At 41.6% G+C, this 24,114-nt stretch carries 22 protein-coding genes and 1 pseudogene; 7 read left to right on the forward strand and 16 right to left on the reverse strand.

What is annotated here, in order from left to right:
* Window positions 1–57 precede the first annotated feature (57 nt).
* From rlmD to AC3ZVC_RS00485, 5 genes and pseudogenes are all read right to left on the reverse strand, one after another.
* Complete coding sequence (gene rlmD, locus AC3ZVC_RS00465) at window positions 58–1,443, reverse strand: 23S rRNA (uracil(1939)-C(5))-methyltransferase RlmD (protein ID WP_490065781.1); 1,386 nt, start codon at window positions 1,441–1,443, stop codon at window positions 58–60.
* A 19-nt stretch (window positions 1,444–1,462) separates the two neighbouring features.
* The gene (locus AC3ZVC_RS00470) at window positions 1,463–2,344 is read right to left on the reverse strand and encodes a DNA-3-methyladenine glycosylase family protein (protein ID WP_490065782.1); all 882 of its coding nucleotides are present in this window, start codon (window positions 2,342–2,344) and stop codon (window positions 1,463–1,465) included.
* 317 nt (window positions 2,345–2,661) lie between these two features.
* On the reverse strand, window positions 2,662–3,453 hold the full coding sequence (pdaA, locus tag AC3ZVC_RS00475; RefSeq protein WP_490065783.1) for a delta-lactam-biosynthetic de-N-acetylase: 792 nt from the start codon (window positions 3,451–3,453) through the stop codon (window positions 2,662–2,664).
* Between the two features lie 121 nt (window positions 3,454–3,574).
* A pseudogene (locus tag AC3ZVC_RS00480) lies at window positions 3,575–5,127 on the reverse strand (fumarate hydratase).
* A gap of 364 nt (window positions 5,128–5,491) precedes the next feature.
* Window positions 5,492–5,677, reverse strand: coding sequence for an SE1561 family protein (locus AC3ZVC_RS00485; protein ID WP_214725700.1), 186 nt, complete (start codon window positions 5,675–5,677; stop codon window positions 5,492–5,494).
* 175 nt (window positions 5,678–5,852) lie between these two features.
* Between AC3ZVC_RS00485 and AC3ZVC_RS00490 the strand changes: the two genes are divergently transcribed.
* Window positions 5,853–6,368, forward strand: a complete 516-nt coding sequence (locus AC3ZVC_RS00490) for a DUF421 domain-containing protein (protein WP_490065784.1) — start codon at window positions 5,853–5,855, stop codon at window positions 6,366–6,368.
* A 13-nt stretch (window positions 6,369–6,381) separates the two neighbouring features.
* On the opposite strand, the gene ggt is transcribed toward AC3ZVC_RS00490, so the two are convergent.
* On the reverse strand, window positions 6,382–8,088 hold the full coding sequence (gene ggt / locus AC3ZVC_RS00495) for a gamma-glutamyltransferase (protein ID WP_490065785.1): 1,707 nt from the start codon (window positions 8,086–8,088) through the stop codon (window positions 6,382–6,384).
* Between the two features lie 163 nt (window positions 8,089–8,251).
* Window positions 8,252–8,944, reverse strand: a complete 693-nt coding sequence (locus tag AC3ZVC_RS00500) for a hypothetical protein (protein ID WP_490065786.1) — start codon at window positions 8,942–8,944, stop codon at window positions 8,252–8,254.
* Between the two features lie 170 nt (window positions 8,945–9,114).
* Between AC3ZVC_RS00500 and yfkAB the strand changes: the two genes are divergently transcribed.
* Window positions 9,115–10,230, forward strand: coding sequence for a radical SAM/CxCxxxxC motif protein YfkAB (yfkAB, locus tag AC3ZVC_RS00505; RefSeq protein WP_490065787.1), 1,116 nt, complete (start codon window positions 9,115–9,117; stop codon window positions 10,228–10,230).
* 36 nt (window positions 10,231–10,266) lie between these two features.
* Here yfkAB and AC3ZVC_RS00510 read toward each other — a convergent pair whose 3' ends face one another.
* From AC3ZVC_RS00510 to AC3ZVC_RS00520, 3 genes are all read right to left on the reverse strand, one after another.
* Window positions 10,267–11,088, reverse strand: coding sequence for a YfkD family protein (locus AC3ZVC_RS00510; protein WP_490065788.1), 822 nt, complete (start codon window positions 11,086–11,088; stop codon window positions 10,267–10,269).
* A 486-nt stretch (window positions 11,089–11,574) separates the two neighbouring features.
* Entirely contained in the window at window positions 11,575–12,636 is a 1,062-nt protein-coding gene (cax, locus tag AC3ZVC_RS00515) for a calcium/proton exchanger (protein ID WP_490065789.1), read from the reverse strand.
* 257 nt (window positions 12,637–12,893) lie between these two features.
* Complete coding sequence (locus AC3ZVC_RS00520) at window positions 12,894–14,042, reverse strand: acyl-CoA dehydrogenase family protein (protein ID WP_490065790.1); 1,149 nt, start codon at window positions 14,040–14,042, stop codon at window positions 12,894–12,896.
* Between the two features lie 163 nt (window positions 14,043–14,205).
* On the opposite strand from AC3ZVC_RS00520, the gene AC3ZVC_RS00525 reads away from it, so the two are divergent.
* Window positions 14,206–14,625 carry a pyridoxamine 5'-phosphate oxidase family protein gene (locus AC3ZVC_RS00525; RefSeq protein WP_490065791.1) on the forward strand — a complete coding sequence of 140 codons (420 nt, stop codon included), beginning with the start codon at window positions 14,206–14,208 and terminating at the stop codon, window positions 14,623–14,625.
* Between the two features lie 81 nt (window positions 14,626–14,706).
* Here AC3ZVC_RS00525 and AC3ZVC_RS00530 read toward each other — a convergent pair whose 3' ends face one another.
* Window positions 14,707–15,090: an OsmC family protein gene (locus AC3ZVC_RS00530; RefSeq protein WP_490065792.1), complete on the reverse strand. Its 384-nt coding sequence runs from the start codon at window positions 15,088–15,090 to the stop codon at window positions 14,707–14,709.
* A gap of 190 nt (window positions 15,091–15,280) precedes the next feature.
* Between AC3ZVC_RS00530 and AC3ZVC_RS00535 the strand changes: the two genes are divergently transcribed.
* From AC3ZVC_RS00535 to AC3ZVC_RS00545, 3 genes are all read left to right on the forward strand, one after another.
* Window positions 15,281–16,459: an MFS transporter gene (locus AC3ZVC_RS00535; protein ID WP_490065793.1), complete on the forward strand. Its 1,179-nt coding sequence runs from the start codon at window positions 15,281–15,283 to the stop codon at window positions 16,457–16,459.
* 165 nt (window positions 16,460–16,624) lie between these two features.
* Window positions 16,625–17,452 carry a DUF4362 domain-containing protein gene (locus AC3ZVC_RS00540; protein ID WP_490065794.1) on the forward strand — a complete coding sequence of 276 codons (828 nt, stop codon included), beginning with the start codon at window positions 16,625–16,627 and terminating at the stop codon, window positions 17,450–17,452.
* A 296-nt stretch (window positions 17,453–17,748) separates the two neighbouring features.
* Complete coding sequence (locus AC3ZVC_RS00545) at window positions 17,749–19,668, forward strand: heavy metal translocating P-type ATPase (RefSeq protein ID WP_490065795.1); 1,920 nt, start codon at window positions 17,749–17,751, stop codon at window positions 19,666–19,668.
* A gap of 244 nt (window positions 19,669–19,912) precedes the next feature.
* On the opposite strand, the gene AC3ZVC_RS00550 is transcribed toward AC3ZVC_RS00545, so the two are convergent.
* A complete protein-coding gene (locus AC3ZVC_RS00550; protein ID WP_490065796.1) occupies window positions 19,913–20,737 on the reverse strand; it encodes a YihY/virulence factor BrkB family protein in 825 nt (274 codons plus the stop codon).
* A gap of 49 nt (window positions 20,738–20,786) precedes the next feature.
* Window positions 20,787–21,137, reverse strand: a complete 351-nt coding sequence (locus AC3ZVC_RS00555; RefSeq protein WP_490065797.1) for a YtxH domain-containing protein — start codon at window positions 21,135–21,137, stop codon at window positions 20,787–20,789.
* 306 nt (window positions 21,138–21,443) lie between these two features.
* On the opposite strand from AC3ZVC_RS00555, the gene AC3ZVC_RS00560 reads away from it, so the two are divergent.
* Complete coding sequence (locus AC3ZVC_RS00560) at window positions 21,444–21,674, forward strand: DUF1128 domain-containing protein (RefSeq protein ID WP_035326433.1); 231 nt, start codon at window positions 21,444–21,446, stop codon at window positions 21,672–21,674.
* 75 nt (window positions 21,675–21,749) lie between these two features.
* Here the strand turns inward: AC3ZVC_RS00560 and AC3ZVC_RS00565 are convergent, their stop codons facing one another.
* From AC3ZVC_RS00565 to AC3ZVC_RS00575, 3 genes are all read right to left on the reverse strand, one after another.
* Complete coding sequence (locus AC3ZVC_RS00565; protein WP_490065798.1) at window positions 21,750–22,262, reverse strand: type 1 glutamine amidotransferase domain-containing protein; 513 nt, start codon at window positions 22,260–22,262, stop codon at window positions 21,750–21,752.
* 94 nt (window positions 22,263–22,356) lie between these two features.
* Complete coding sequence (gene treR / locus AC3ZVC_RS00570; protein ID WP_490068769.1) at window positions 22,357–23,082, reverse strand: trehalose operon repressor; 726 nt, start codon at window positions 23,080–23,082, stop codon at window positions 22,357–22,359.
* A 73-nt stretch (window positions 23,083–23,155) separates the two neighbouring features.
* Window positions 23,156–24,103, reverse strand: coding sequence for a class I SAM-dependent methyltransferase (locus AC3ZVC_RS00575; protein ID WP_490065799.1), 948 nt, complete (start codon window positions 24,101–24,103; stop codon window positions 23,156–23,158).
* Window positions 24,104–24,114 lie beyond the last annotated feature (11 nt).

Raw genomic sequence — 24,114 nt, forward strand, 5'->3', positions numbered from 1 at the left:
TTGAAAAAAACGCCTGGCCCAAGTACGTTTTTTGCTAGTACTAGAGCCAGGCGATTTTTATGCCTGCTTCAAAATTAATTCTGTAACGCTTTCTACATGCGCTGTCTGCGGGAACATATCTACAGGCTGTATACCGTTCACCTTATACTTAGAGCCAAGTATAGATATATCCTTGGCTAATGTAGATGGGTTACAGGATACATAGACCACTTTCTTTGGCTGTACTTTTACTATTGTCTTAAGCAGCTGCAGATCGAGCCCTGTTCTTGGCGGGTCGACGATAATCACGTCTGGTTTCCATCCTTCTTTGGTCCATCTCGGAAGCCACTCTTCTGCTTTGCCAACCACATATTTGGCATGCTTGATGCCGTGGCGGGCTGCGTTTTTCTTGGCGTCTTCAATGGACTCGCGGATGATGTCCATACCCCGGATTTCTGCGGCTTGGTCTGCTACCCATAAGCCAATTGTTCCTACTCCACAGTAGGCATCCGCCACTTTTTCTTGCCCTGTGAGGGCGGCAGCTCTTTTTACTTCGTTATATAGCTTAACTGTCTGTTCCGGATTAAGCTGAAAGAATGTGCGGGCAGATAGTTCAAATTGCAGATCTCCAAGTGTTTCCTGAATAAAGTCGCTTCCTTCAAGATTCATGGTTTCTTGCCCAAAAATCAGAGAGGTTTTTTCACCATTCACATTTTGGATGATTGATTTTACTTCAGGCAGCTCACTCTTAATTCTATCGATAATAATATCTCTCTTGGGTAAATCTTTCTGTGTAGTTATGAGAACAATTTGAAGCTCGCCAGTCTGGATCCCAACTCTGGCAACGATGGTTCTAACTAGCCCTTTTCGGGTTCTTTCATTATAAATCGGAATTTTTAAGTCCTGAAGAATTCTTTTGACCGTTTCAGTTGCCTTTGTTGTTTGAGGGTGCTGGACCTTGCAATGTTCGATATTAATAAGGCGATGTGAATTCATGCCATATAACCCTGCAAGCACCTTCCCATCTTTTTGGCCAACTTGGAACTGGCTCTTATTGCGGTAGTTCCAAGGATCTTCCATTCCGATCGTTTCTTTTATATTTAGTTTTTCAGGATTCAATTTTGTATGCCGTTCCAGCGCTTGTATAATGATATCCCGCTTCTCCTTAAGCTGCTGGTCATAGCGAAGATGCTGAAGCTGGCAGCCGCCGCATTCGTGATATACCGGACATGGCGGCTGGACACGGTACTCCGACTTTTTGCGGATCTTTTTTATCTTTGCCTCAGAAAATTTCGGGTTTACTTTGGTTGCCTCTGCCACAATTTCCTCGCCAGGCAGCGCTCCCGGGACAAAGACGACCTGCCTTTTAAAATAGCCAACACCCTCCCCGTTTATGCCAAGTCTTTTAATGGTAAGCGGAAATGTCTGATTTAATTTTAATTTAGCTGTTTGTTCTTGTTTCATGGTGCTTCATCACTCCAAATTACTCGATGCTCCTCCATAAATAGAGGGAGGCATAGCTTAAATAAGGACCCCAGCTCTTTGAAAAAGTCTCCATTTCCTCTCGAGTTGGTTTCTCTTCTAATTTATACAGTTTTTTTAATGCATTCTGAATGCCAATGTCTGCGACTGGAAAAAGGTTTTGCCTGCCGAGCCCGAACATCAGGAAATTTTGAACTGTCCAGGGGCCGACACCGCGCAATTTGATTAGTTTATCATAAATTTCTTCATCTGAAAGGTTTTTTAGCTCTTCGAAGTTTAAGTCTCCGGAGGCTGTTTCCTTTGCAATTCCGATTACATACTCTGCTTTCCGTCCGCTGAATTGCAGTTCGCGAAGATTTTCCACAGTCAGTTTCGCCACTTTTTCAGGCAGTGGATAAAACCAAGCTCCATCTTTCTCAAAGCCAAACGTTTTAACAAATCGTTCTGTTAAAGTATGGGCAAATGAAAGATTAAGCTGCTGGTGGATGATGCATTTCAAGAGGCATCCATACGGATCAAAATCGAGCACAACTGGTGTCCCATAATGCTCATCGAAAATAGGCTTTAATTCGGTATTTTGAAAATGCTCATGGATCCTCTCCAGCGGGAGATGCCATTGAAAGATTTCAGATAGGCGTTCAGCCGCTTTTTCTTTTAGCGGTCCCTCTGTTCCTTCTATTATAAATTCCGGTGTTTCTGTTGTTCCGCTGGCTTTAACTTGTGCAACAACCGGTGTATTTTCCAGAAGCATCGGCACCTTTACTGACCTGTTCTCAAGATCAACCTGATTTAGAGGGTCAATGGACAGCCTGTCCAATACGAGATCAAAATTATAAGGTCCTTCTACTTGTATCTTTTCCAAGAAGAATCCGTCCTTTATCATTTTCCCCGATTATAGCATTTTTTGTTGGGATTTTACTAAAAATGTACGTCCAATAAAGAAATAGACCCTAAATTTGGGTCCATTTCTTGCCTTTATATAATTTAGGTGCTGTTCAAATCGTTTACCGGCCAAAATTATGGATTTACCGGCTGATTCAGGTAAAATACCGGCCGAATCTCTTATTTTACCGGCTAATTCATTTGATTTACAGGCCATTCTTAATTGTTGGACAGAATAACTAAAATTTACCGGCCAAAAATAGGTCTTTATCGGCCAATTTCATTAGCCGAAACTATTGATTTATCGGCCAAACCAAATCAGTAAAGCATCCGTTCTCCAATTGCCTGCTCCCAGGTCAAGTCATCTAGGCTCTTAAACGTATAGCCGCGCTTTTTCAAATCCTGAATGGCTTTTTCCAGTGCATCGGCATTGTCCTTTGATACGGTGTGCAAAAGCAGGATACAGCCGGGATGAATTTGCCGCATAATGTTGTCATAAGAGTATTGCCAGCCTTTTTGCCGATCTGTGTTCCAATCAACAAAGGCCAATGACCAAAATACGTGGGTATAGCCCTCTTTTTTTGCAAGAGCTAAAGTCCGTTCGCTAAATATCCCGCGGGGCGGGCGCAAATACCCCATCTGCTTAACTCCCGTCAAATTTTCAGTTTCAGCCCGGACCATTTCAAGCTCTTTCACAAATTTCTCATCGCTGACTCTGGTCATATCGGGATGGTGCCAGGAATGGTTGCCAATGATATGGCCTTCTGCTGCCATCCTTTTAACAAGATCAGGTGCACTTTTTAAATAGTGCCCTGTAACAAAAAAGGCTGCAGGAACGTTTTCCTTTTTCAAAACATCAAGAATTTGGCCTGTATATCCGTTTTCATACCCATTATCAAAAGTTAAGTAAATATCCTTTTTGTTTGTGTCGCCTTTGTAATATGACCCATGCCTTTCAAGCAATGAATCCAGCGGTTTCCCTGCTTCCGCAGGCACCTCATCCTTTGCTTTTTTAAATCCCCAGTGGATTGGGGAGTTTCCATAGTTCGCGTATGCTGTTCCAGAAAAAAACAGGAAAAAAGCACTCAGAACAATGCTTAGTTTTTTCATCTGAGTTCCTCCAATATTTTTTTCTTAGTGTTTGTGAAAGGGATAAAAACATTCGCAGGCGCTGTTGGCAATAAAATGCACGAAAAAGAGAGACCACTTACAGTCTCTCTCGCTAACTTTATTAGAATACACGCTCTTTAAACTGAGCCAATTTTTCAAGTGAAGATTTATCAACATCCTCATGGAGGCTGTTTCCGTGTGAGTCCATGGTAACAACGGCTGTAAAGCCTTCAACCTTTAGGTGCCACATGGCTTCAGGTATTCCGAATTCCATTAGGTCAACACCTTCAACAGACTTGATGCAGTCGGCATAGTATTGAGCGGCTCCGCCAATTGCATTTAAGTAAACACCGCCATGCTCTTCAAGAGCTGACAATGTTTTCGGACCCATTCCGCCTTTTCCGATTACAGCGCGAATGCCAAATTTTTTCATGATATCACCCTGGTAAGGCTCCTCACGAATACTTGTTGTCGGGCCAGCCGCCTTTACATGCCACTTGCCTTCCTCGTCATTCATCATAACCGGGCCACAGTGGTATATAACCTGCCCGTTAAGATCAACTGGAGCATCATGGTCCATTAAATGGTGGTGGATGGCGTCACGGCCCGTATACATCATGCCGTTGATCTGTACCACATCCCCAACCTTTAAGCTGCGAATCTGTTCTTCCGTAATTGGAGCCTGCAGTGTAACAATATTAGTTCGTTCTTCCGTTTCCACTGCAGCAGCTGTTTCAAGCTCAGCTTCAGTTGCACCGAAGTCGATTTTCTCGCCTTCCTGGTACATCCACTCATTAATTTCTCCAGTTTCCATGCTTACGGCAACGCCAAGGCGGCGGAATGCCCAGCAATTATAGGCCACAGATACGAAGAAACTTGCAGGGATACGGTTCATTACGCCTACTTTACAGCCTAGAAGTGTTGTTTCCCCTCCGAAGCCCATGGTCCCAATTCCTAGTTCATTGGCATTTTCCATCACGTAGTCTTCCAGCTTGCGAGATCTTCATTTGGATTTACATCATCTACAGAACGGAAAAGCTGTTCTTTCGCAAGGTCATAGCCTGAAGAACGGTCTCCGCCGATGCCCACGCCAATAAAGCCTGCACTGCAGCCTTGTCCTTGTGCCTGGTAAACAGAGTGCATGATGCATTTGCGAATGCCGTCAAGGTCGCGGCCGGCACGGCCCAGCCCTTCAAGCTCGCATGGAAGGCTGTATTGGATGTTTTTATTTTCACACCCGCCGCCTTTTAAAATCAGGCGAGCATCGATGTAGTCTTTTTCCCATTGCTCAAATTTAATAACAGGTGTTCCAAATCCAAGGTTGTCCCCGCTATTTGCGCCAGTCAAGGAATCTACAGAGTTCGGGCGAAGCTTTCCGTCCTTTGTAGCCTGGGCAATCGCATTTTTAATTGCCTCCTTCATCACTAGCTGGTTGGCGCCAACAGGCGTTTTAATTTTGAACGTTGGCAAACCTGTATCCTGGCAGATTGGTGAGACATTATCATCAGCCATTTTAATATTATTTGTAATCGTTGCTAAGCTCATTGCAGCTCTTGTGCCGGCGCTTTCTCTTTCCTTCGCCGCTTTGATTGCACGGCGGACATCGCGCGGAAGATTAGTGGATGTTTCTACAATCAGCTGATACATGCTTTCCTGAAACTTGTCGATATTCATTGCTCTAGTCCCCTTCCCTTTGCTCTCTATATACCTCTTATCTATTATGAAAATTACAATTATTTATCGTCTACCATTATACTCCTAAAAGAAACGTATTTAAAGACCCACCTTGCAATCGTTTACAGGATTAAAGAGGGAATTTCGGTTTACTCAGTAAAATTATGGCCTATATTTAAAGGTAAGAGTTTTGCATCTCTTTGATGCAGCTTCTCTCTGCGCTAGCCGGAAATGGGGTACCAATATGGTCCTTTATTTGAGACAAAGTATCAATAGGCTCTTTGCGCAGTTTTAACCAGAAAAGTATTCCGTTGCCACAGTCGGAAGGACCGTAACCCAATTAAAAAAGAGCCTATTGGCTCTTTTACATATCGCGGTTATTGAATTCACGGCATTTGGATTCGAGGTCATCAATCATTTCGATTAAACGATCGATATCTTCGAGTTCCGTGTCTTCTGGCTCAATTGCTTCCAATACATCCAGGAACATATTTAAGCGCTGTTTTAAAAAGGTTACTTGTGTATTTTTATCATGAATCGGACTGCCCAAAACGTTCTCTCCTTTCGTCTCGTTTACATCCTACATGAAATTCAGACTTTCGGCAAATGGGTTTATAATTAATATACCCACCCTTCCCTCGCTCAATATTCAATTCAAAAAATACTGTGCTGTTTACCTGATAGCCTTTAAAGGAATAGGTATGATAGGAAGAGGAGGAATTTACATGTTCTTTTCAAGCTGGCAGGACATTTGGAGAGTCCTTTTAATCGGTTTGCTGAGTTATGCATTATTAGTCCTGTTTCTCAGAATTTCAGGTAAACGGACTTTATCAAAAATGAACGCTTTCGATCTGGTCGTCACCGTTGCGCTGGGTTCAACCCTCGCGACCATACTTCTTAACAAAAAAGTATCCCTTGCTGAAGGGATGACAGCATTCACTCTTCTTATTGGCCTTCAATATATTGTTGCTTGGCTTTCAGTCCGGTCATCCAAGTTCAGTGAGTTAATAAAATCTAACCCTGACTTGCTTTATTATCAGGGAAGTTTTTTAAGCTCTTCATTAAGAAAGAACCGTGTTTTGGAAGTCGAAATATTGCAGGCAGCACGTGCACAAGGCATCTCTTCTTTAAATGATGTGGAGGCAGTAGTGCTTGAAACCGATGGGAATATATCCGTCATTAAAAAGAGCAGCTCAAGCAGCCATTCCACCCTTTCAAATGTAAGCCAAGAGAAAAGCTGATGCCAAAAAGGCATCAGCTTTTTATTTGATCTTCTGTTATTCCGGCTGCTTTTCCTTCACGACTGGAGTCGGCTGCCCCATATAGCCGGCCTTCACGATGATCTATCTGAATGGCCTGTACATTGCCAATTCGGCTTGGTTCATCACCGAACTCGAAGCCTTTTGATTCCATTTCTCCTTTTGCCTCCATGCTAATGCCAGGCTCCCATTCAATTAGCGGACCTGAGCTCGCAAATATCCGGGGCTCCTCTATCGCTTCTTTTAAATTCATCTTATGGTCAATCACATTAACAATCGTTTGAAAAACCGAGCCGATAATAGTCGGCCCTCCAGGTGAACCAAGTGTTAGGACCGGTTTATCATCCTTAAACAAAATGGTTGGGCTTTTGCAGCTGACAGGCCTTTTATCAGGCTGCGCCTCATTAATTCCGCCTGGGTTTGCATCAAAATCGGTTAACTCATTATTTAGCAAGAATCCGTATCCTTTTACCATAATGCCAGAGCCAAATGGATGCTCTACCGTAGACGTACATGCGGCTATATTGCCCCATTGGTCGACAACAGTATAGTGGGTGGTTTCACTCTTTTCCATATCATCAGGCTGGCGGATGACTTGTTTAGGCTCCCCCTCTTGGTATTTCCACGGATTCCCATAATCAATAGCATCATTTCGCCGTTCAAAGCTAACAGCTTTTGCCCTCTCACCAATATAATCATCATGAAGCAGCCCTTTAATCGGCAGATCCGAAAATTCCGGATCACCTGAATAGGCAATTTTGTCAGCAAATGCTAATCGCATAGCTTCCGTTATCAGATAGTACTTTTCCCATGACTTAGCATCATACTGGCTTAAATCAAACTTCTCAAGGATTTTTAAGATCTGGATTACTGTCAGGCCTCCCGCGCTCGGAGGAGCAGATGAAGCTATTTTGTAGCCTTTGTATTCTCCCCAAATTGGCTCGTCAACCGTCAGACGGTAATTTTTAAGATCTTCAAGGGTCATAAATCCTCCCTCTTCCTTCAGGTTTGCAACAATTGCCTTTGCAATCTCGCCTTCGTAAAAAGCGGAGATCCCTTTATTTTGCAAAATCCGGAATGTTTTAGCCAGGTGTTCTTTGACAAGGCTATCTCCTTCTTTAAGCGGTTTACCCTCAGGAAAATAAAAAGCTTTCGCTTCTTTGCCCAGTCTGTAATGGAAATTCTGCAGTGCTTCTTCGAGTACCCAATTTACTTGAACGCCGCTCTCAGCAGCGTCTATCGCCGGCTGAATCAAGTCTGCTAGCGATTTAGTTCCATGTTCCTCCAAGGCTGTATCCATGGCTTTAAGAATTCCCGGGATGCCAACAGCTGTACCATGGGTAGACCGCTTTCGGAAGTCTATTACTTCCCTGTTATCATCCAAAAACATTTCCGGGTGTACACCCTTTGGTGCCCTGGTGTGCCCATCATATATTTTTACATCTTTCTTTTTATTATCATAAACCATTAGAAATCCGCTTCCGCCAATGCCTGTCATCATAGGCTCAACTACATTCAAGGCGAATTGGATGGCAACTGCTGCATCTACTGCATTGCCGCCTTCTCTTAATATTTTTTCGCCAATATCGGTTGCGACTGAATGCGGACTTACGACCATACCAGCCGTCCCAACTGCTGTTTCTCTTTCATGGGACTGCTTTTCCATATCATTTGATAATGATTTCCCTCGTCTATAACCCATACTTTAACCTCCAAAGATTGTCCTTTATCTATAGTTAAGGGTTACCCCCTCCTTCAAAATATGAAACAACCATCATAAGGAAGAGGAACCAAGACAATATTATCCTTTCCCTTAAGCATAAAAAATCCTCTGCCATATATAGCAGAGGATCTTTTTAGTTAAATTATAGGTTATTGCTGTTCTTTTGAACATCCGGGCTATAGCTTACAGCACTTTCATCACGCTCAACAGGGTAAGCTGAATCTGTGCTGTTCAATGAGCCTGTTGTTTGAAAGCCGGATGTTGAGCCTGAATTTGAGCCAGAGCTTGTATTTGAATTTCCGCTGTTTTCAACTGGATTTTCCATTAGCTCAGAGCCGGCTTCCTTTACTTTTGAGCCGATATCTGCAAGTTCACTTTTTGCTTCCTTGGCTGTTGACATAGCTTCGTTTGAAACTTCTTTCACCATATCCATATTGCCAAATACATCTTCATTTACACGCTGATATAAGTTCTGGGCGTCTTTAATTGCATCTTTCAATGTATTTGACGCATTTTTAAACTGGTTCATCATGCTTTCCTTCACATCGCCAGGATTTTCTTTCACTTCAGAAATAAGGTTTGCTGAAGTATCTTTCAAATCCATAGCTTTCGTCTTCACTTTTGTTCTTGTTTGAGTATCAAGCATTGCCAGCGCTCCGCCAATAATTCCGCCTAGAACAATCCCTTTCATTAGCTTGCTGTTCTGTCCATTGGCTGAGCCCATTGTATTCATATCTTGTCCATAAGCCGAGCTCATTGTATTCATGTCTTGTCCATAAACTGAATCCATAGTAGTTGTTGTGTTTGTTGTATTATAAGTATTTTTCTGATCCATGTTGAATCCTCCTCTTAATTTTAATAATTTAATATCGATTGTTATTGGATTAATTCCCGCACGAGAGAAAAATAAACTTTTTTAAATGTATTTTTAGTTCCATCTATCGATTGACAAGGGCTAATAAAGCTTCAATAATGTCAAAGTACTTCGTTTAAAAGGAGATTTTTATGAATACTGAACTTTTACCCATAACAACTAAACATGATCCGTGGGAAGCTTATATGGACATAGACCAGCATGGGGGATTACGATTATCAAATATTGAATTTACGACTACAGTTTTATGCAACATGCGCTGTGAGCATTGTGCAGTGGGCTATACACTGCAGCCTAAGGATCCTGACGCTTTGCCAATTGAACTATTGCTGCATAGGCTTGAAGAGATTCCACGATTAAGATCATTGAGCATAACAGGCGGCGAACCAATGCTTTCAAAAAAATCAGTGGAAAACTATGTAGTGCCTTTGCTCCGCTACGCACGTGAACGGGGTGTCAGAACCCAGATAAATTCTAATCTAACATTGGAATTAAATCGTTACGAAGAGGTCATCCCGTATTTGGATGTCCTGCATATTTCACATAACTGGGGAACAGAAGAGGACTTTATAGAAGGCGGATTTGCCATGATGAAGCGAAAGCCCAAAATCGAACAGCGCCAAAAGCTTTTTAACAGAATGATCAAAAACAGCCGGGAACTCGTTAAAGCTGGTGTCATGGTATCTGCTGAAACAATGCTGAACAAACGGACACTGCCCCACCTTGAAACAATTCATAAACAAATTACCGAAGAAATGAAATGCCAGCGCCATGAAGTTCATCCGATGTATCCCTCGGATTTCGCTTCTTCATTGGAAACACTATCTCTCGAAGATTTAAGATTAGCTATCCACCATCTTTTGGATTTGCGGAATGAGGAGACGTGGATGCTTTTTGGCACCCTGCCCTTCTATGCTTGCAGCAGCAATGAAGAAGATTTACAGTTATTAAAAAGATTGCATTCATCTAAAAATGTAACAGTTAGAAATGACCCGGATGGCCGGTCACGTTTAAATGTAAATATTTTCACAGGTGATGTTATCGTCACTGACTTTGGTGACACACCTCCACTAGGGAATGTAAGGTATGACCGGCTAGAGGATGTTTATCAAAAATGGGACAAAACGGAGCTTGCCGATTCTCTTAACTGCCATTGTCCTGAGGTAAGATGTCTTGGACCTAACGTGCTTGTGAAAAATAGCTATTATAATGAAACCGAATTTAAGAACCTCCGTTCCAATATTTAATAAGAAAAGCCAGCCTTAAAACGGCTGGCTCCTTTCTTATCTTGGACGCTCTGAAACAACAAATCCAAATGTGACGTGATCCTGAATCGGAATCCAAGCACCTATTCCCTGAGAAGTCACATTTTTAATGACAATCATTCTTTTGTTCCCTTTTAACATTAAGTAAACTTCTCCATACGTTACTTTGCCTTTTTCATTAATCGCAGGCCCATAGCCGTATAGATAGCCTAAGCGTTTGGGAGGAATGTTATAAATATGGTCTTTTTTTGTACCGGCCCCGACAATCGTCTCAAAGGCAAGTGGCAGCCCTGACTTTTCCATCGCCTTCAGGAGCATCATCTTCTTCACATCTTCAGCATTGGGAACCTTTGCTGTTAATCCCCCGCGGACAACCTTTTGAGCTTCCTGCACGTAATGGATTTGGTAGGGGGCTTTTCCTCCGCGATTATCAAAGTAGTTCGTGTTAATCTTTTGGTACTCCCAGTTCGGAGAGGTCTCCGATGACTCATAATTAAGCGGCCATTGTCCGAGATAAACGATTGCCCGGTATCCGATTGCAAACGGAGTACTGCTGACCGATGTTTCATTCAGCATACGGATGAGATCCGGATTTTCAATTTTAACCTTGGAGGAGTCGATTAGCTGCTGGGCTAATTCGCTCGGCTGTAGGGTTGGCATATCCTGCGCCGGATTTGGATAGGTATTTTCTTTTGTCACATTCAACACTGAATTTGGAACAGTGATGGATTTATGGGACTTTTTCGCAGGGGTCTCAGCCCCTTTCTGAGCCTCGGCGGCCGGATGGGATAACAGCATTAATATAAGACCTAAAAAAAGAATGCTAACATATTTTTTCATGATGTCTTACTCCTTTCAACTCACAATCTTTTTAGGTTTGATTATAGTTTTTTCGGAGGACTGGGATATTATCCGTACCAAGAAAAATAAGCCTGACTAAAAGAGCTATTATTTCAGCCATATTTTCATTTGTAATGATTTTGTAAAAATCAGAATATTTACAAATATCAAATAACGTTGTATAATTAACTTACTCCCAACAAAAGGAGGGCAGATGAAGTCAACCCCACTTTTATTATAAAAGGAGGATGAATCCGTTTTTTGTTAAGTCATCAGCAAGTTAGGTTACGTGATCAAATCTCAACATGAAGGTTGGTGATCAATGCCTGAAAGCGAACAGAATACAGATCCTCTAAAAACATATACCTTTATGAAAAATGTACTTAAATACCAAATATAAAACCGACTCTGAGACTTCATTCAGAGTCGGTTTGTTTATGTTGGCTGATTTCGTATTCGTCCGATTTTAAAGCTAAGTTTTGATGTTTACAACAGATAAAAACCGATTCCCATGATTATATACGCAGCCAGTAAAGTGGCTCCTTCAAACCAGTTCGTTTCACCATCGTTGCCGATGACTATCATGAGAAGCACGGATGTAACCATTGCGATTAACTCAGGCAATGTAAAAACAAGCGGCATGGCTGTCGGGAACATTAAGGAGAGCAGCACGAGGACCGGCGCCACGAACATGGCAATCTGCAGGGTGGAGCCAACAGCAATTTCGACCGCAATATCCATTTTATTTTTATAAGCCATAATGATTGCAGATGCATGTTCTGCCGCATTACCAACAATAGCAACGATCACGACACCAATAAATAGCTCTGTCCAGCCAAACGCTGCTCCCACTTCTTCAAACGTATGAACCAGATTTTCTGATACATAAGCAACTGCCACTGTAGCGATCGCAAGGACGGCAATCGCCTTTCCTTTGCTCCACTCCGGTTCTTCTTCCTCATGATGGCTGCCCTTTTCCTCATTATGCTGATAGACTCCCCGATGGGTTACAAGCTTAAAGAATAAGGCCGCTAAATAAAGGGCTATTAAAATAACGGAGATGCCGATACTGAAGGTGATGGTTTTCGCTTCATCCATCGTCATCGCAAAGACTTCAGGGATGACAAAGGCAACGATCACGCCGAACATCAGCAAGCCCGAGTTATGCCTGGCATCATATACATTAAATGTCTGGGTTTTAAACTTTACTCCGCCAACAAAAAAGGATAAGCCTGCAACCAAGAGCAAATTCCCTAATACAGATCCTGTCAGTGATGCTAGAACGACGCTAACAAGCCCTGCTTTTAACGCAAAAATCGATATAATAAGCTCGACGGCGTTCCCGAAGGTGGCATTAAGCAAGCCACCGATCCGTGGGCCTGTTACAATGGCAAGACTTTCCGTTGCTCTTCCCATATAGCTGGCCAGCGCAATAATGGTTATGCAGTAGATGATAAACAGCAGAATATTGGACCAATGCATCAGTGTTCCGATTACCGAAAGCGGTACGCCGGCAAAGGCCAGCACCATAAAAATTTTATTTGTCATATGTCTGTCTCCTTTTTCTCATAATGTTCTTTTATTATTGCCTTCTCATCCTTTTTTTTGGCATATGTGATTAAATGAAACCAAAATAGGATGAATTTAATACTCCATATTAAATATGTAGAAACTATCCTTCTTTATTAACCTTTTTCAAAAAAAATCAAACCTATACATCTAAAACCTATACATCTAAAAGGGTTCTTCACTTTTTTCCTGTAGCTTTAACATGCAAAAAGCTGCCGTCATAAGACAGCAGCTTTTTAATCATCATTGATTGCATGTTTAGCCAGTATTTGAATAGTCATGTCATCCATTGGCGGGTTATGAAGGCCTGCCCGGACATCACGGTAATAGCGCTGAAGGGGATTTTTTTCAGACAGGCTTCGAGCACCAACTACCCGCATCGCCAAATCCACTACAGTAATCGCCGCGTTTGTTACAGCAAGCTTAACTGCTCCCAATTCCGGCCCCATATTGCTTCGAACTTCTTCATCTTCTTCATCCCACTGCTTCGCAACTGAATAAAGAAAATGACGGGCTCTCATCAGTTCAAACTCCATCTCACCGACTTTTTGCTTGACGTTTGGCAGATCGATGATTGAACCTTTAATGCTATTTGGTGAATAGTCTTTTGCAAAATCAATCGCATAAGTTTGAGCCGCCTGGGCGATGCCTATATAACATGCAGGAATATGAAGCAGCCACCCCGCCGCCCCTTTCTTGCCTGGATGAAAAAGCTCGACATGTGCCTCTTCTTTCACACTAACATCTTTTAAAATAAGGTCGTGGCTCCCTGTCCCTCTCATTGCGATGCTATCCCATGTTTCCTCAAGTGATACACCGTCTGCAGTCCGGGGAATCAGAAAATTTCCCGTTTCGCCACTTTCTGCAATCGTAGCGCTCACATTAAAGTAATCTAGTACAGGTGCCATCGTCGTAAAGCTTTTTCGGCCATTGATAACCCATTTATCACCATCTCGAACAGCAGTCGTAACAGGTTTCCCTCCCCTTGTCGGACTGCCGGTCTGCGGTTCCGTTGCACAATTGTTCATTAATGCACCATTCTGCACTTCTTCACATAACGCCTTAAACGTTGATTCTTTCCAGCTTTTTTTCTCGCCAAGACTTTTTATAATTCCCATATGCCATCCAATTGATAAAGCCGTAGAACCATCGCCTTCCGCTATTTTTTCCTGCAGCCGCAGAAAATCATAAAGAGAGATTTCCTCGCCGCCATAGCGTTTGGGAACGGTTAAAGACGTATATCCGGATTCTTTCAGCTCAATGATATTTTCAAAAGGGAACCGGGCCTCTTGATCATTTTTAGCTGCTCTTGATAAAAACCTCCGGGAAAGCTCTTCCATTAACTGGATTCGTTCTTCAATGGTATTCTGTTCCTGGAATTTCATATGTTTGAGCACCCCTTTCTGTTATTAAATATCAATTCTTATTATTTTTGTCGGGATTATTATACTAAATTTTTATAAAATGGTTCTAGCAGGACGCCTTATTTGTCATAAAACAGACAGGAACGTGCAGATTAAGATGGAGGAAATGAAAGGAGAATTATGTATGAGTGAACAATTAAAAAGGAAAATGATAGACATGCTTGATGAGTCTGGAGTTGGAACCCTTGCCACCATCCGGAGCAACAAGCCCTTCAGCCGGTTTATGTTATTTTTTCATGAGAACCTGACGATTTATACTGCCACAAATAAAAATACTCATAAAGTGGAGGACATTGAAGCGAATCCAAATGTCCACATCCTGCTTGGCCTTGACGTAAAAAATGCAAACGGAGAATATTTCGAAATCGAGGCCAAAGCAAGCATTGATTCCTCTCCGGAAATCCGCCGAAAATTCTGGGATGAAAAGCTGAAGGATTGGCTCTCAGGCCCGGACGATCCCAACTATATACTATTAAAATTGGAGCCTGAACATATTCGGTATTTTTCAAAAGCCGGTGAAGGTCCGGAAGAGCTCACTTTATAAAAAACAAGGAAGAGGGAGCTCTTCCTTGTTTTTTATCTCAAATTAACGTGCAGTTAAACTTCAAATGCTGGAGTTTAACCTTTAAACAATCTCGAATGTTTCGACAACCTCAATGCTATCTTCCACAGAGCGAACCATTGAACAATTCTTTCTTGTTAATTCCATGGCTTTATGAAGCTTTGCTTCGTTTAAATCAGTTCCTTTAATAAGAAAGTGAATATGTACCTTCTCAACCCGGTCAGCAATATCAGGATTCCTTTCCACACTCGTTTTAATTTGGATATCCTCAAAACTCATGCGCATTTTTTTCATGATTTTTCTTAGAACCCCGCCGCTGCATACTGCCAAAGATGCAACAAGCAGCTGAAATGGTCTGAAGCCATATTCATCATCCCCTGCTATATCCAGGCGGCCATAAGGCAGCTCTGCATAAAAACCTACTTCTTCTTTCATTTTAAAATCCATGGTATTCGCCCCTTTTTACTTTATATTTATATAGAGATTACACTATTTCTTCTGTAAACAAAACTAATATGGCCAGTTCATTCGTGTATTGCCTGATTCACCTTTATATTTCTCTTGCCAAGATTCCTTATTCCCGATACCATCATTTAGGAGACATTTTTAAGTCACGTTCAGAAAAAGAGGTTTTAATATGAATAAAGAAACAATGCGTTTTTGGATACTCATTAGCATTGTTGCTATTTCAGGCTTCAGCCAGGGAATGCTCCTTCCGTTAATCGCCATTATTTTTGAAAATGACGGCATTTCCTCTAGCTTGAATGGCTTGAATGCTACTGGGTTATATATTGGGATACTCCTAATCTCTCCTTTTATGGAATATCCATTGAGGAAGTACGGTTATAAGCCGGTAATCATACTGGGAGGGCTCCTGGTCGTTCTCTCTCTTATTCTTTTTCCGGTTTGGAAGTCTTTTTGGTTTTGGTTCATTTTGCGGCTGTTGATTGGAATTGGCGACCATGCCCTTCATTTCGGAACACAAACCTGGATTACGTCCTTTTCACCGGAGAATAGACGCGGCCGAAATATTTCACTGTATGGATTACTTTTTGGAGTTGGATTTGCTGTTGGTCCTTTAATGGCACCACTTGTAAGAATCAATGAAACACTGCCGTTTATCATCTCTTCTATTCTATGCCTGATTGCCTGGCTGTTTTTATTTACTTTGAAAAACGATTATCCGGAACAATCCATTGAAATCAATTCGTTTAAAGAAACGATGAAGCGTTTTTCAAAGGCCAGCAAGTATGGCTGGGTCGCCTTTTTACCAGCTTTGGGTTACGGGTTTCTCGAGGCATCATTGAATGGAAGCTTTCCTATTTATGGCATAAGAATTGGGCTGGAGATTTCCAGTGTGTCACTGCTGCTGACTTCGTTTGCAATAGGAGGAATTGCATTCCAGCTTCCACTTGGAATTATGAGCGATAAATATGGCAGACGCAATATCTTGATGGGAGTACTGTTTATTGGTTTTCTCAGTTTTGTAGCTGCAAGCTTGCTGGAAGAATCGGTGCTGGCACTTACCGTGTGCCTTTTTATCGCCGGAATGGTGGTTGGCTCCACCTTTTCACTCGGTATCACCTATATGACAGACTTAATGCCAAAAAATTTGCTGCCAACGGGTAATCTGCTTTGCGGGGTTGCTTTTAGTGTTGGAAGCCTGATTGGCCCTTATATCGGCGGTCTATTTATTCAATTCTTTAAATCAGTCAGCTTTTTTAACATCATTAGCGTAATGCTTTTGCTTATCTTCCTGGCAGTCACTTTATTCGGAGATAAACAGCCGGTTTATAAAAAAAGCCAGTCATTTTAAGGGGATATCGCAGCGGGATCCTCTTTATTTAATTTTAAAATAGTACGTATGCAAGCTTCCATTTTAATCTCAACAACCTATTGGGAAATCACCTTTTTTATCGTCAGCTCTTTACTTTTGTAACATTTTTCCTCCCATAACGTCTAATTAACCGAGGTGAATGGGATGAAATATATTGCTGTACTTCTTTTCTCTGCTATTTTGATTGCTGGCTGCTCAAAGACCAATAGTGTTAATCCACCCGCAGACAAATATGATCCAAAGCCAAAAGATGTTATTCATTCACATGGAAGCATTGAACATTTAGATGAACTTGATCGATTTATTGAACAATTTAACAAGCAGAAAAGGGCTAAAGTACGGATTGTCCAATATACAATTGAAGGAGATCCCATTCTGACAGACTTGGATTATGATGGGGAAATCATTCATTATCAACACGACACGACCAGAGACCAATACGGATCCGGCAGCCTAACTGAAAAAAATTGCCAGAATATCACAAAAACAGAAACCAATACAGAAACATACTATAATCTCAACTGCAGTGGGACCCAGGAGGAAATCATTTATATCGAGCATGACACTTCCGCTCAGGATCGCTTTGAGTTTCATTTAAAGTATGGGGTTGGCAAAAGGAACGAAATCAATACAAAGGATCAGCAGCTTATAAAGGATTTGCAAAATGGGGAAATGGTGACTGTCAGCGATTTTCAATTCTCTGAAGAAGAGTTAAACAGAATATACAGAGCTATGATTTTGGCAAACTATCTCCATGAAAGAAATTTATCGAACGCCTGTAATCAAAAGCCTTATGAAAGCTATGAACTAACTGTCTGGATTAATGGCGGAGAACGCCATTTTGAATGGACGGAATGCGACCAAAGCCCGGACGGCCAAAAAATGTCAGCTATGAAAAATCAAATCCTTGAAATCCTTAAGGAAAATGAACTCTACAAAGCGCTTCCCTCTTCTAAAGGACACAATGAATAAAAGTCGAGTTTTTGTCACAATTCTAATGGACTGTTTACCTTTTCAATTCATAGGTTATATAGTAAGATAAAGATAATAGAATACAATATTTGCATAATGCTAATTGCGTTATCTCATATGACCGGTTTTAATGCTGTCACCTTTATGGTGGCAGCTTTCGTTGTTTTTTAGGGGTATTGAATGTGATTATTCTTCTCAATAAGAATATGAAGAATTGTAAATAATCAATTGCAACCAGACAACAGGAGATAAATTGGAATTCATATAAACACAACTATTTTCCAGGAGGAGAAACCATGACTACAGAGGCAAAAGCTTTACTAAAAAGCAGCAATACAAATGATGAAAACTTATGGGTAAAAATCAAACCGCATGCCGAATTGATTGCAGCTCTTCTCAGCGGCGTACTAATCCTGGCCGGATGGCTTTTGGACCACAGCGACCTGACAACGGCCTCCATTGTCACTTATTTACTGGCCTTTATCATTGGAGGTTTTGCCAAGGCAAAAGAAGGCATTGAGGAAACAATTGAGAATAAAGAGCTGAATGTTGAAATGCTGATGATATTCGCAGCGATTGGATCAGCGATTATCGGCTACTGGACAGAAGGAGCCATTTTAATTTTCATCTTTGCGGTCAGTGGCGCTTTGGAAACATACACAATGAATAAAAGCCATAAGGAAATTTCTTCTCTAATGGAATTGCAGCCGGAAGAGGCATTAAGAGTTTTTGACGGAACCGAGGAACGCGTCCATGTTTCAGAGCTGGCAATTGGGGATATGATTTTGGTAAAGCCCGGTGAAAGGGTTCCGTCAGATGGAACAATTGTAAAAGGATATTCTTCCTTGGACGAGGCTGCGATAACCGGAGAATCGCTCCCAGTTTCCAAGACTGCAGATGATCCGGTTTTTGCGGGCACAGTTAACTTAAACGGCTCCATTACAGTTGAAATAACAAAGCCAAATAATGAAACGCTTTTTCAAAAAATCATCGAACTTGTGCAATCCGCCCAGAGTGAGAAGTCTCCATCCCAGCTTTTTATTGAAAGATTTGAAGGCACATACGTAAAAATCGTTTTGGCCGTTGTTGTCCTAATGATGTTCGTACCTCATTTCCTTTTGGGATGGAGCTGGACAGAAACTTTTTACAGGGCGATGATCCTGCTCGTAGTAGCTTCACCATGTGCCCTTGTAGCATCCATTATGCCGGCAACTTTATCTGCGATTTCAAATGGTGCCAGGCACGGAATCCTTTTTAAGGGCGGCGTGCATCTCGAAAACTTAAGCCACCTAAGAGCAATTGCTTTTGATAAAACAGGAACTTTAACAAAAGGCAAGCCTGAAGTAACAGACTTCCTTGTGAAACAAGGCCTTACGAAAGAGGATGTGCTGCTGAAGGCAGCTTCCATTGAGAGCCACTCCAACCACCCTCTGGCAAATGCAATTGTCAAATATGCCAAGGAAAATATTTCTGAACCGCTTGTCCACCCGGAAAGTATTGAAGATGTAACCGGCTTCGGCGTCAAGGCCGCCGTCGGCCATGATGAATGGAAAATCGGCAAGGCAGCCTTTGTCGGAAAAGAGCAAGCAAAGGCATTTGCAGATGGTGCTGCAGACCGAATGGCTAGCCAGGGGAAAACAGTCGTTTTTATTCAAAAAAATGATGAAGTTGTTGGCCTTATCACATTAAAGGATGTGGTCCGTGAAGAAACAAAGCAGGCCATTGACCAGCTAAAAAAACAGGGTATTTACACCATTATGCTGACTGGAGACAGCCAAACAACTGCTACAGCCATTGCAAGCGAAAGCCATGTAAATGACCATATTGCAGAATGCCTTCCTGAAAATAAGGTCGAGCATCTAAAGAAATTGAAAGAAACGTATGGCAATGTCGCAATGGTTGGCGATGGAATTAACGATGCCCCTGCCCTGGCGACTGCAAATGTGGGGATTGCCATGGGTGAAGGAACCGACGTTGCATTGGAAACTGCTGATGTTGTTCTAATGAAAAATGATCTTCCTAAAATTTCTGAAGCCATTGACCTATCAAGAAAAATGAATCGGATTATTAAACAAAATGTTGTCTTTTCCATTACGGTTATTATGTTTTTAATCGCATCCAATTTCCTGCAGATTCTTGATTTGCCTTATGGTGTTATCGGACACGAAGGATCCACTATTTTGGTTATTTTAAACAGCTTAAGACTTTTAAGGTAATAAGAAAAGCCTGGGTACTCCCCAGGCTTTTCCTTTTATTGGTTTCTCTATCTTAATGATATCCGTTTTGCCCGTTAGCAGAACCGGATGTTTTTTGTTTTGGTTTATTTTTGCCTTTTTGTTTTGTGCCGCCGTCTTTTTTCGTATGCTTTGTCATGATAAGCCCTCCTTAAAAGATGAATTCCCCCATCTATTATTGTGTAACTATGGACGCTATTTTAAGAAGGAAACTGCAGGAATTTTTTCAACAATCTTCTTTTTTGAATTTGGTATTGATGGCATTGATTTCCCCGCCGAGAATGATGATGATTCCCGATATGTAAAACCAGATCATCAGTACGATAATGGCTCCGATGCTTCCATAAGTAGCTGAAAAATTACCAAAGCTGCTGACATAGTAAGAGAAAGCGAGCGAGGACAGCACCCAGCCGACGGTGGCAAAAAGCGCACCTGGGACTGCACTTATACAGGTTAATTTTTTATTGGGCGCAATCCAATACAACCCTGTAAACACAATAAACAGAATAATAGGACTGACAAGCCAGCGCAGCATATTCCATACCGCCAGAAATTGACCGGACAAACCGAACTCGGAAAACAAAAACAGTCCGATTTGCTTTCCGAATACAGGCAGAAGCAAAGCCAGTACAAACACAAAAATCATGGCAAAGGTCAGCAATATGGCCATTCCTCTTGCAATAAGGAACGGGCGGCTTTCTTTTACGTCATATGCCTTATTAAAAGCCCTTACAACTGCATTTATGCCGTTTGAAGCAGACCAGATGGTGGCGATTATACCAAAGGAAAGCAGTTTTCCATTTTTCTGTGTAATTTGGTAAATATTTGTTTCGATCAGCTTCATCGTTTCACCTGGGGCAAAATCACGAATCACATTCAGAATATCCTCCTGTGTAATCGGCAGATACGGAAGTAAAGTCACTAAAAAAATTAATAAAGGAAAAAGAGAGAGAAGGAAAAAATACGCCAATTGGGCAGCAAGACCCAGTACATCATCTTCCTCTATTCTTCTCCATAAGTTTGGAATCAGAGTCGAAAAAGCTCGTCCCATTCCAACACCTCACTTGAGTTTAATGCGGAGCCCTTACCGTCTCACCTGCCTATTCCTGTGGCGTTCCGCTTGATCCCTTCGGCTTTATATCGGAAAATGCCTGTTTTGTATTTTGGACAATTTCTGTTACTTCTGGAGCCATCTCCTTTAACTCCTCAACAGTCCCAGTAATAAAAGCCACATCCTCACTTACTTGCTCAATTGCCGTCTTAACCTTATTTGATACTTCCTTAACCTGGTTAACAGCTTCGCCCGGATGCTCTAAATAATAACCTACATCACCAGACGTTTTTTTGCAGTTTGAGACAACGGTTTCTCGTGTTGTCTTGTCCAGCATGCTCAATGCTCCCCCTGCAAGCGCTCCATATAAAACACCTTTCCAAAACAATGATTTCCCCATATTTTATTCTCCTTTTACTAAAATATTATATTAAAATTTGATTCAATTTTTCCCATTTTTTTAAATAACGAAACCTTTCAGTCCGTGTAATAAGCTTCGTCTGTATTATGTACAATCTGTCTCTCCTATATTTTCTACTAATTTCCATTGCAGATGCAACCCTTAATTCAGTTGACATTTTTTAAAGAACGTGGAAAGATGAAAAGAAAAGCGGAAGGCGCCCGTAGCTAGACAATTGAAAAGCGGAGGCCTGTGACCTAACCGTTACTGCTTCTTCAAATACATAACCATGAGAGGATGTCCGGCATGAATAATTTATCGGAAAAATCGGTTGAAAATGTTGAGTTCATGATCGAAGCAATTAAAGAAAAGTTAAAGGTTTTAAACCTTGGGGCAATCAAGCCATCTCATTTTGATGAAGAAATGTATGAAGAGCTAAAAGACATCTACGATCTTGTTATGAAAAAAGATTCCTTCAGCCCAAATGAAATGCAGGCATTGGTAGAAGAGCTCGGCAATCTTAGAAAAAATAAGTAAGTGAATAAAGAAAATATGTTACTAAACCAACAAAAACCCTCTGACACTTCCGGCAGAGGGCTTTTTCACTTCAATTTATAATAATTTAAGCGCTTCGCTGGTAAAGGCTGGGATATCATCCGGCTGGCGGCTTGTGACCAGCTGGTTCTGGCACACGACTACTTCTGTGTCCTGATAGTTTGCACCAGCGTATTCCATATCGACTTTAATGGACTTGTAACCTGTAGCATCTCGGCCTTCCAGTGTCTTCGCTGTGAGTAAGAGCTGAGGCCCGTGGCAGATTGCGAAAACCGGCTTCTTTTCGTCCATAAACGATTTAGCAAACTGTACGAAACGGTCATCTGCACGAAGCTGGTCCGGAGAGAACCCGCCTGGCAGGAATAATGCATCAAAGTCCTGTGGGCTTACGTTATCGATGCTCTCATCGATTTCGATAGCAGCATCTCCCTGCTTCCCTTTTACAGTTTTTCCTTTTTCCTTCTCAATCGTTACCACTTTATGGCCTGCTTCTTTAAATGATTGCGCAGGATCTGTATATTCTACATCCTCAAACATATTTGTAATTAAGCACGCAATTTTTTTACTCATAGGTAATCCTCTCCTTTGAAAAAATCTTCACATAATGGAGATTTCCCTTATTGGACGTGCTTAAAACGTTAGATTTCACATTTCAGGAGAAGTTTTAAAACACCTGGCTGTCCATCCTTCTGGCAAAATCAACAAACCTGAATTTGTCCGGCCTATGCCTGGATTCCGTGTATTGGAAGAGTGTTGCGTCATCAAAATAAATATAATTTTTCACAACGACAATCGCATGGAAGCCTTCCATATCCAGGAGTTTCCGATCTTCTGCATTCGGTTCCTCCACTGTAAATTCCTTTTTCGCAAAACTGATTTTTTTCCTTAGCTCTCCTTCAATATAGGAAAAAATAGAGCTTTGGCATATTTCCTCAGTTAAGCCGGGTACATATTTTTCGATTAAAAAATCTTTGTCCAATATGATTCTTTCATCTTCAATTTTTCTGATACGGAAGACTTTCCAGACTTTTTCATTTTTTTCAACATGAAGATGCTTCATCGTCTCAGAATCTGGCTGAGTTAAGGAAAAACTATCTACAATCGTATCTGCCCGCTGGCCCATTTTCCCAGCCAGCTCTTTAAAGCTTACCAAGCCTGAAATGGGAAATTGAAGTTTTTTCAAATCAAGGACTATCGAGCCCTTGCCGCGGATTTTCTGGATAAACCCGTTTTGCGCAAGCAAATTCAAGGCCTTTCGAATAGTTTCCCTTGAAGTTGAATACATCTCAGTCAATTCATTTTCTGATGGCAGAATTGATCTGGCAGGATACTTGCCATTTTGAATTTGCTGGGCAAGCTCCTCATATATTAATAAGTATTTATTTCTCATTTTCATCACCGTTTAGTCCTGTTTTATCCCCATTCTACCATTTTTTTAAGAGCTGTATCCTGCAGACCGGTATTTACTTGTTAGTCAGCTGTATAAAATACCAGCCGCCTTCTGTTACAACAGGCTTAAAGGTTTTTATTTTTAAATTTAATTCTTTCGCCATATGGCCGATATCCTCCTCTGTCGGGGTCGGATATAGATTTTCAAAAGCGGAGAAGAAGCTATTAAAAACACTTGAAAAGGCTTCTCCTTTTTTGGGGTGGAGTATGGGAGTAATGATTGTTATTGAACCATTTCGGCTGAGCCAGCTTTTCAAACGGGATAAAAGCTGCTTGCGATCCTGAGGCTCGATATAGTGAAGCAAATTGTTAATCATAATCAAATCTGCCTCATATTCAGGCGTATAATCATAGAAATCGGAAGCGATGATGTTAATATTTTGGTAGTCCCGGCAATTATTTTGGGCCGATTCGGCCACTTCTTCATTAATCTCTATTCCTGTCAGGTCAGCATTGGGAAACTTTTGGCTGATCCTGGTCAAATAGCCTCCTTCTCCACAGCCAATGTCAATAATCCGCCTTATCTTGTTTTTACGGATTGTTTTTAAAAGCCGGGGCAGGGCGAGCTGTTCAAGAAGTGAGGAGGTTCTCGCAACTGTTTGCCCATGTTCTTCATGGTTAAAAATGTTTCTCTTATTAGAACGAAGCAGTTCCGGATATGAAAGCAGTGTTGGGATATGAACCTCCATCATTTCTTTCAGAATGATCCCTGTGGACCTAGGATTATCCGGTGTCGAGGGCAGACTGAATTTGGAAGCTGTTTTAATTTTATCCTTCCCTTTCTTTTTTAAATGGCGGATGGCCAGTCCCACCTCCACCCATCTTAAAAGCAGCTCTTCCTGCAGATTCCTGCTTGATGCCACTTCTTTAACTGTCCTCCATTTCCTGAACTGTGAAAAAAGGTCAAGCTCGAAGCCTACATAAGCATGCCAGCTATACAGAAACGGCTGGTTTTTTTTCATCCAATTCCTTG

It is taken from the genome of Cytobacillus sp. C11.1 (genome assembly GCF_058145115.1).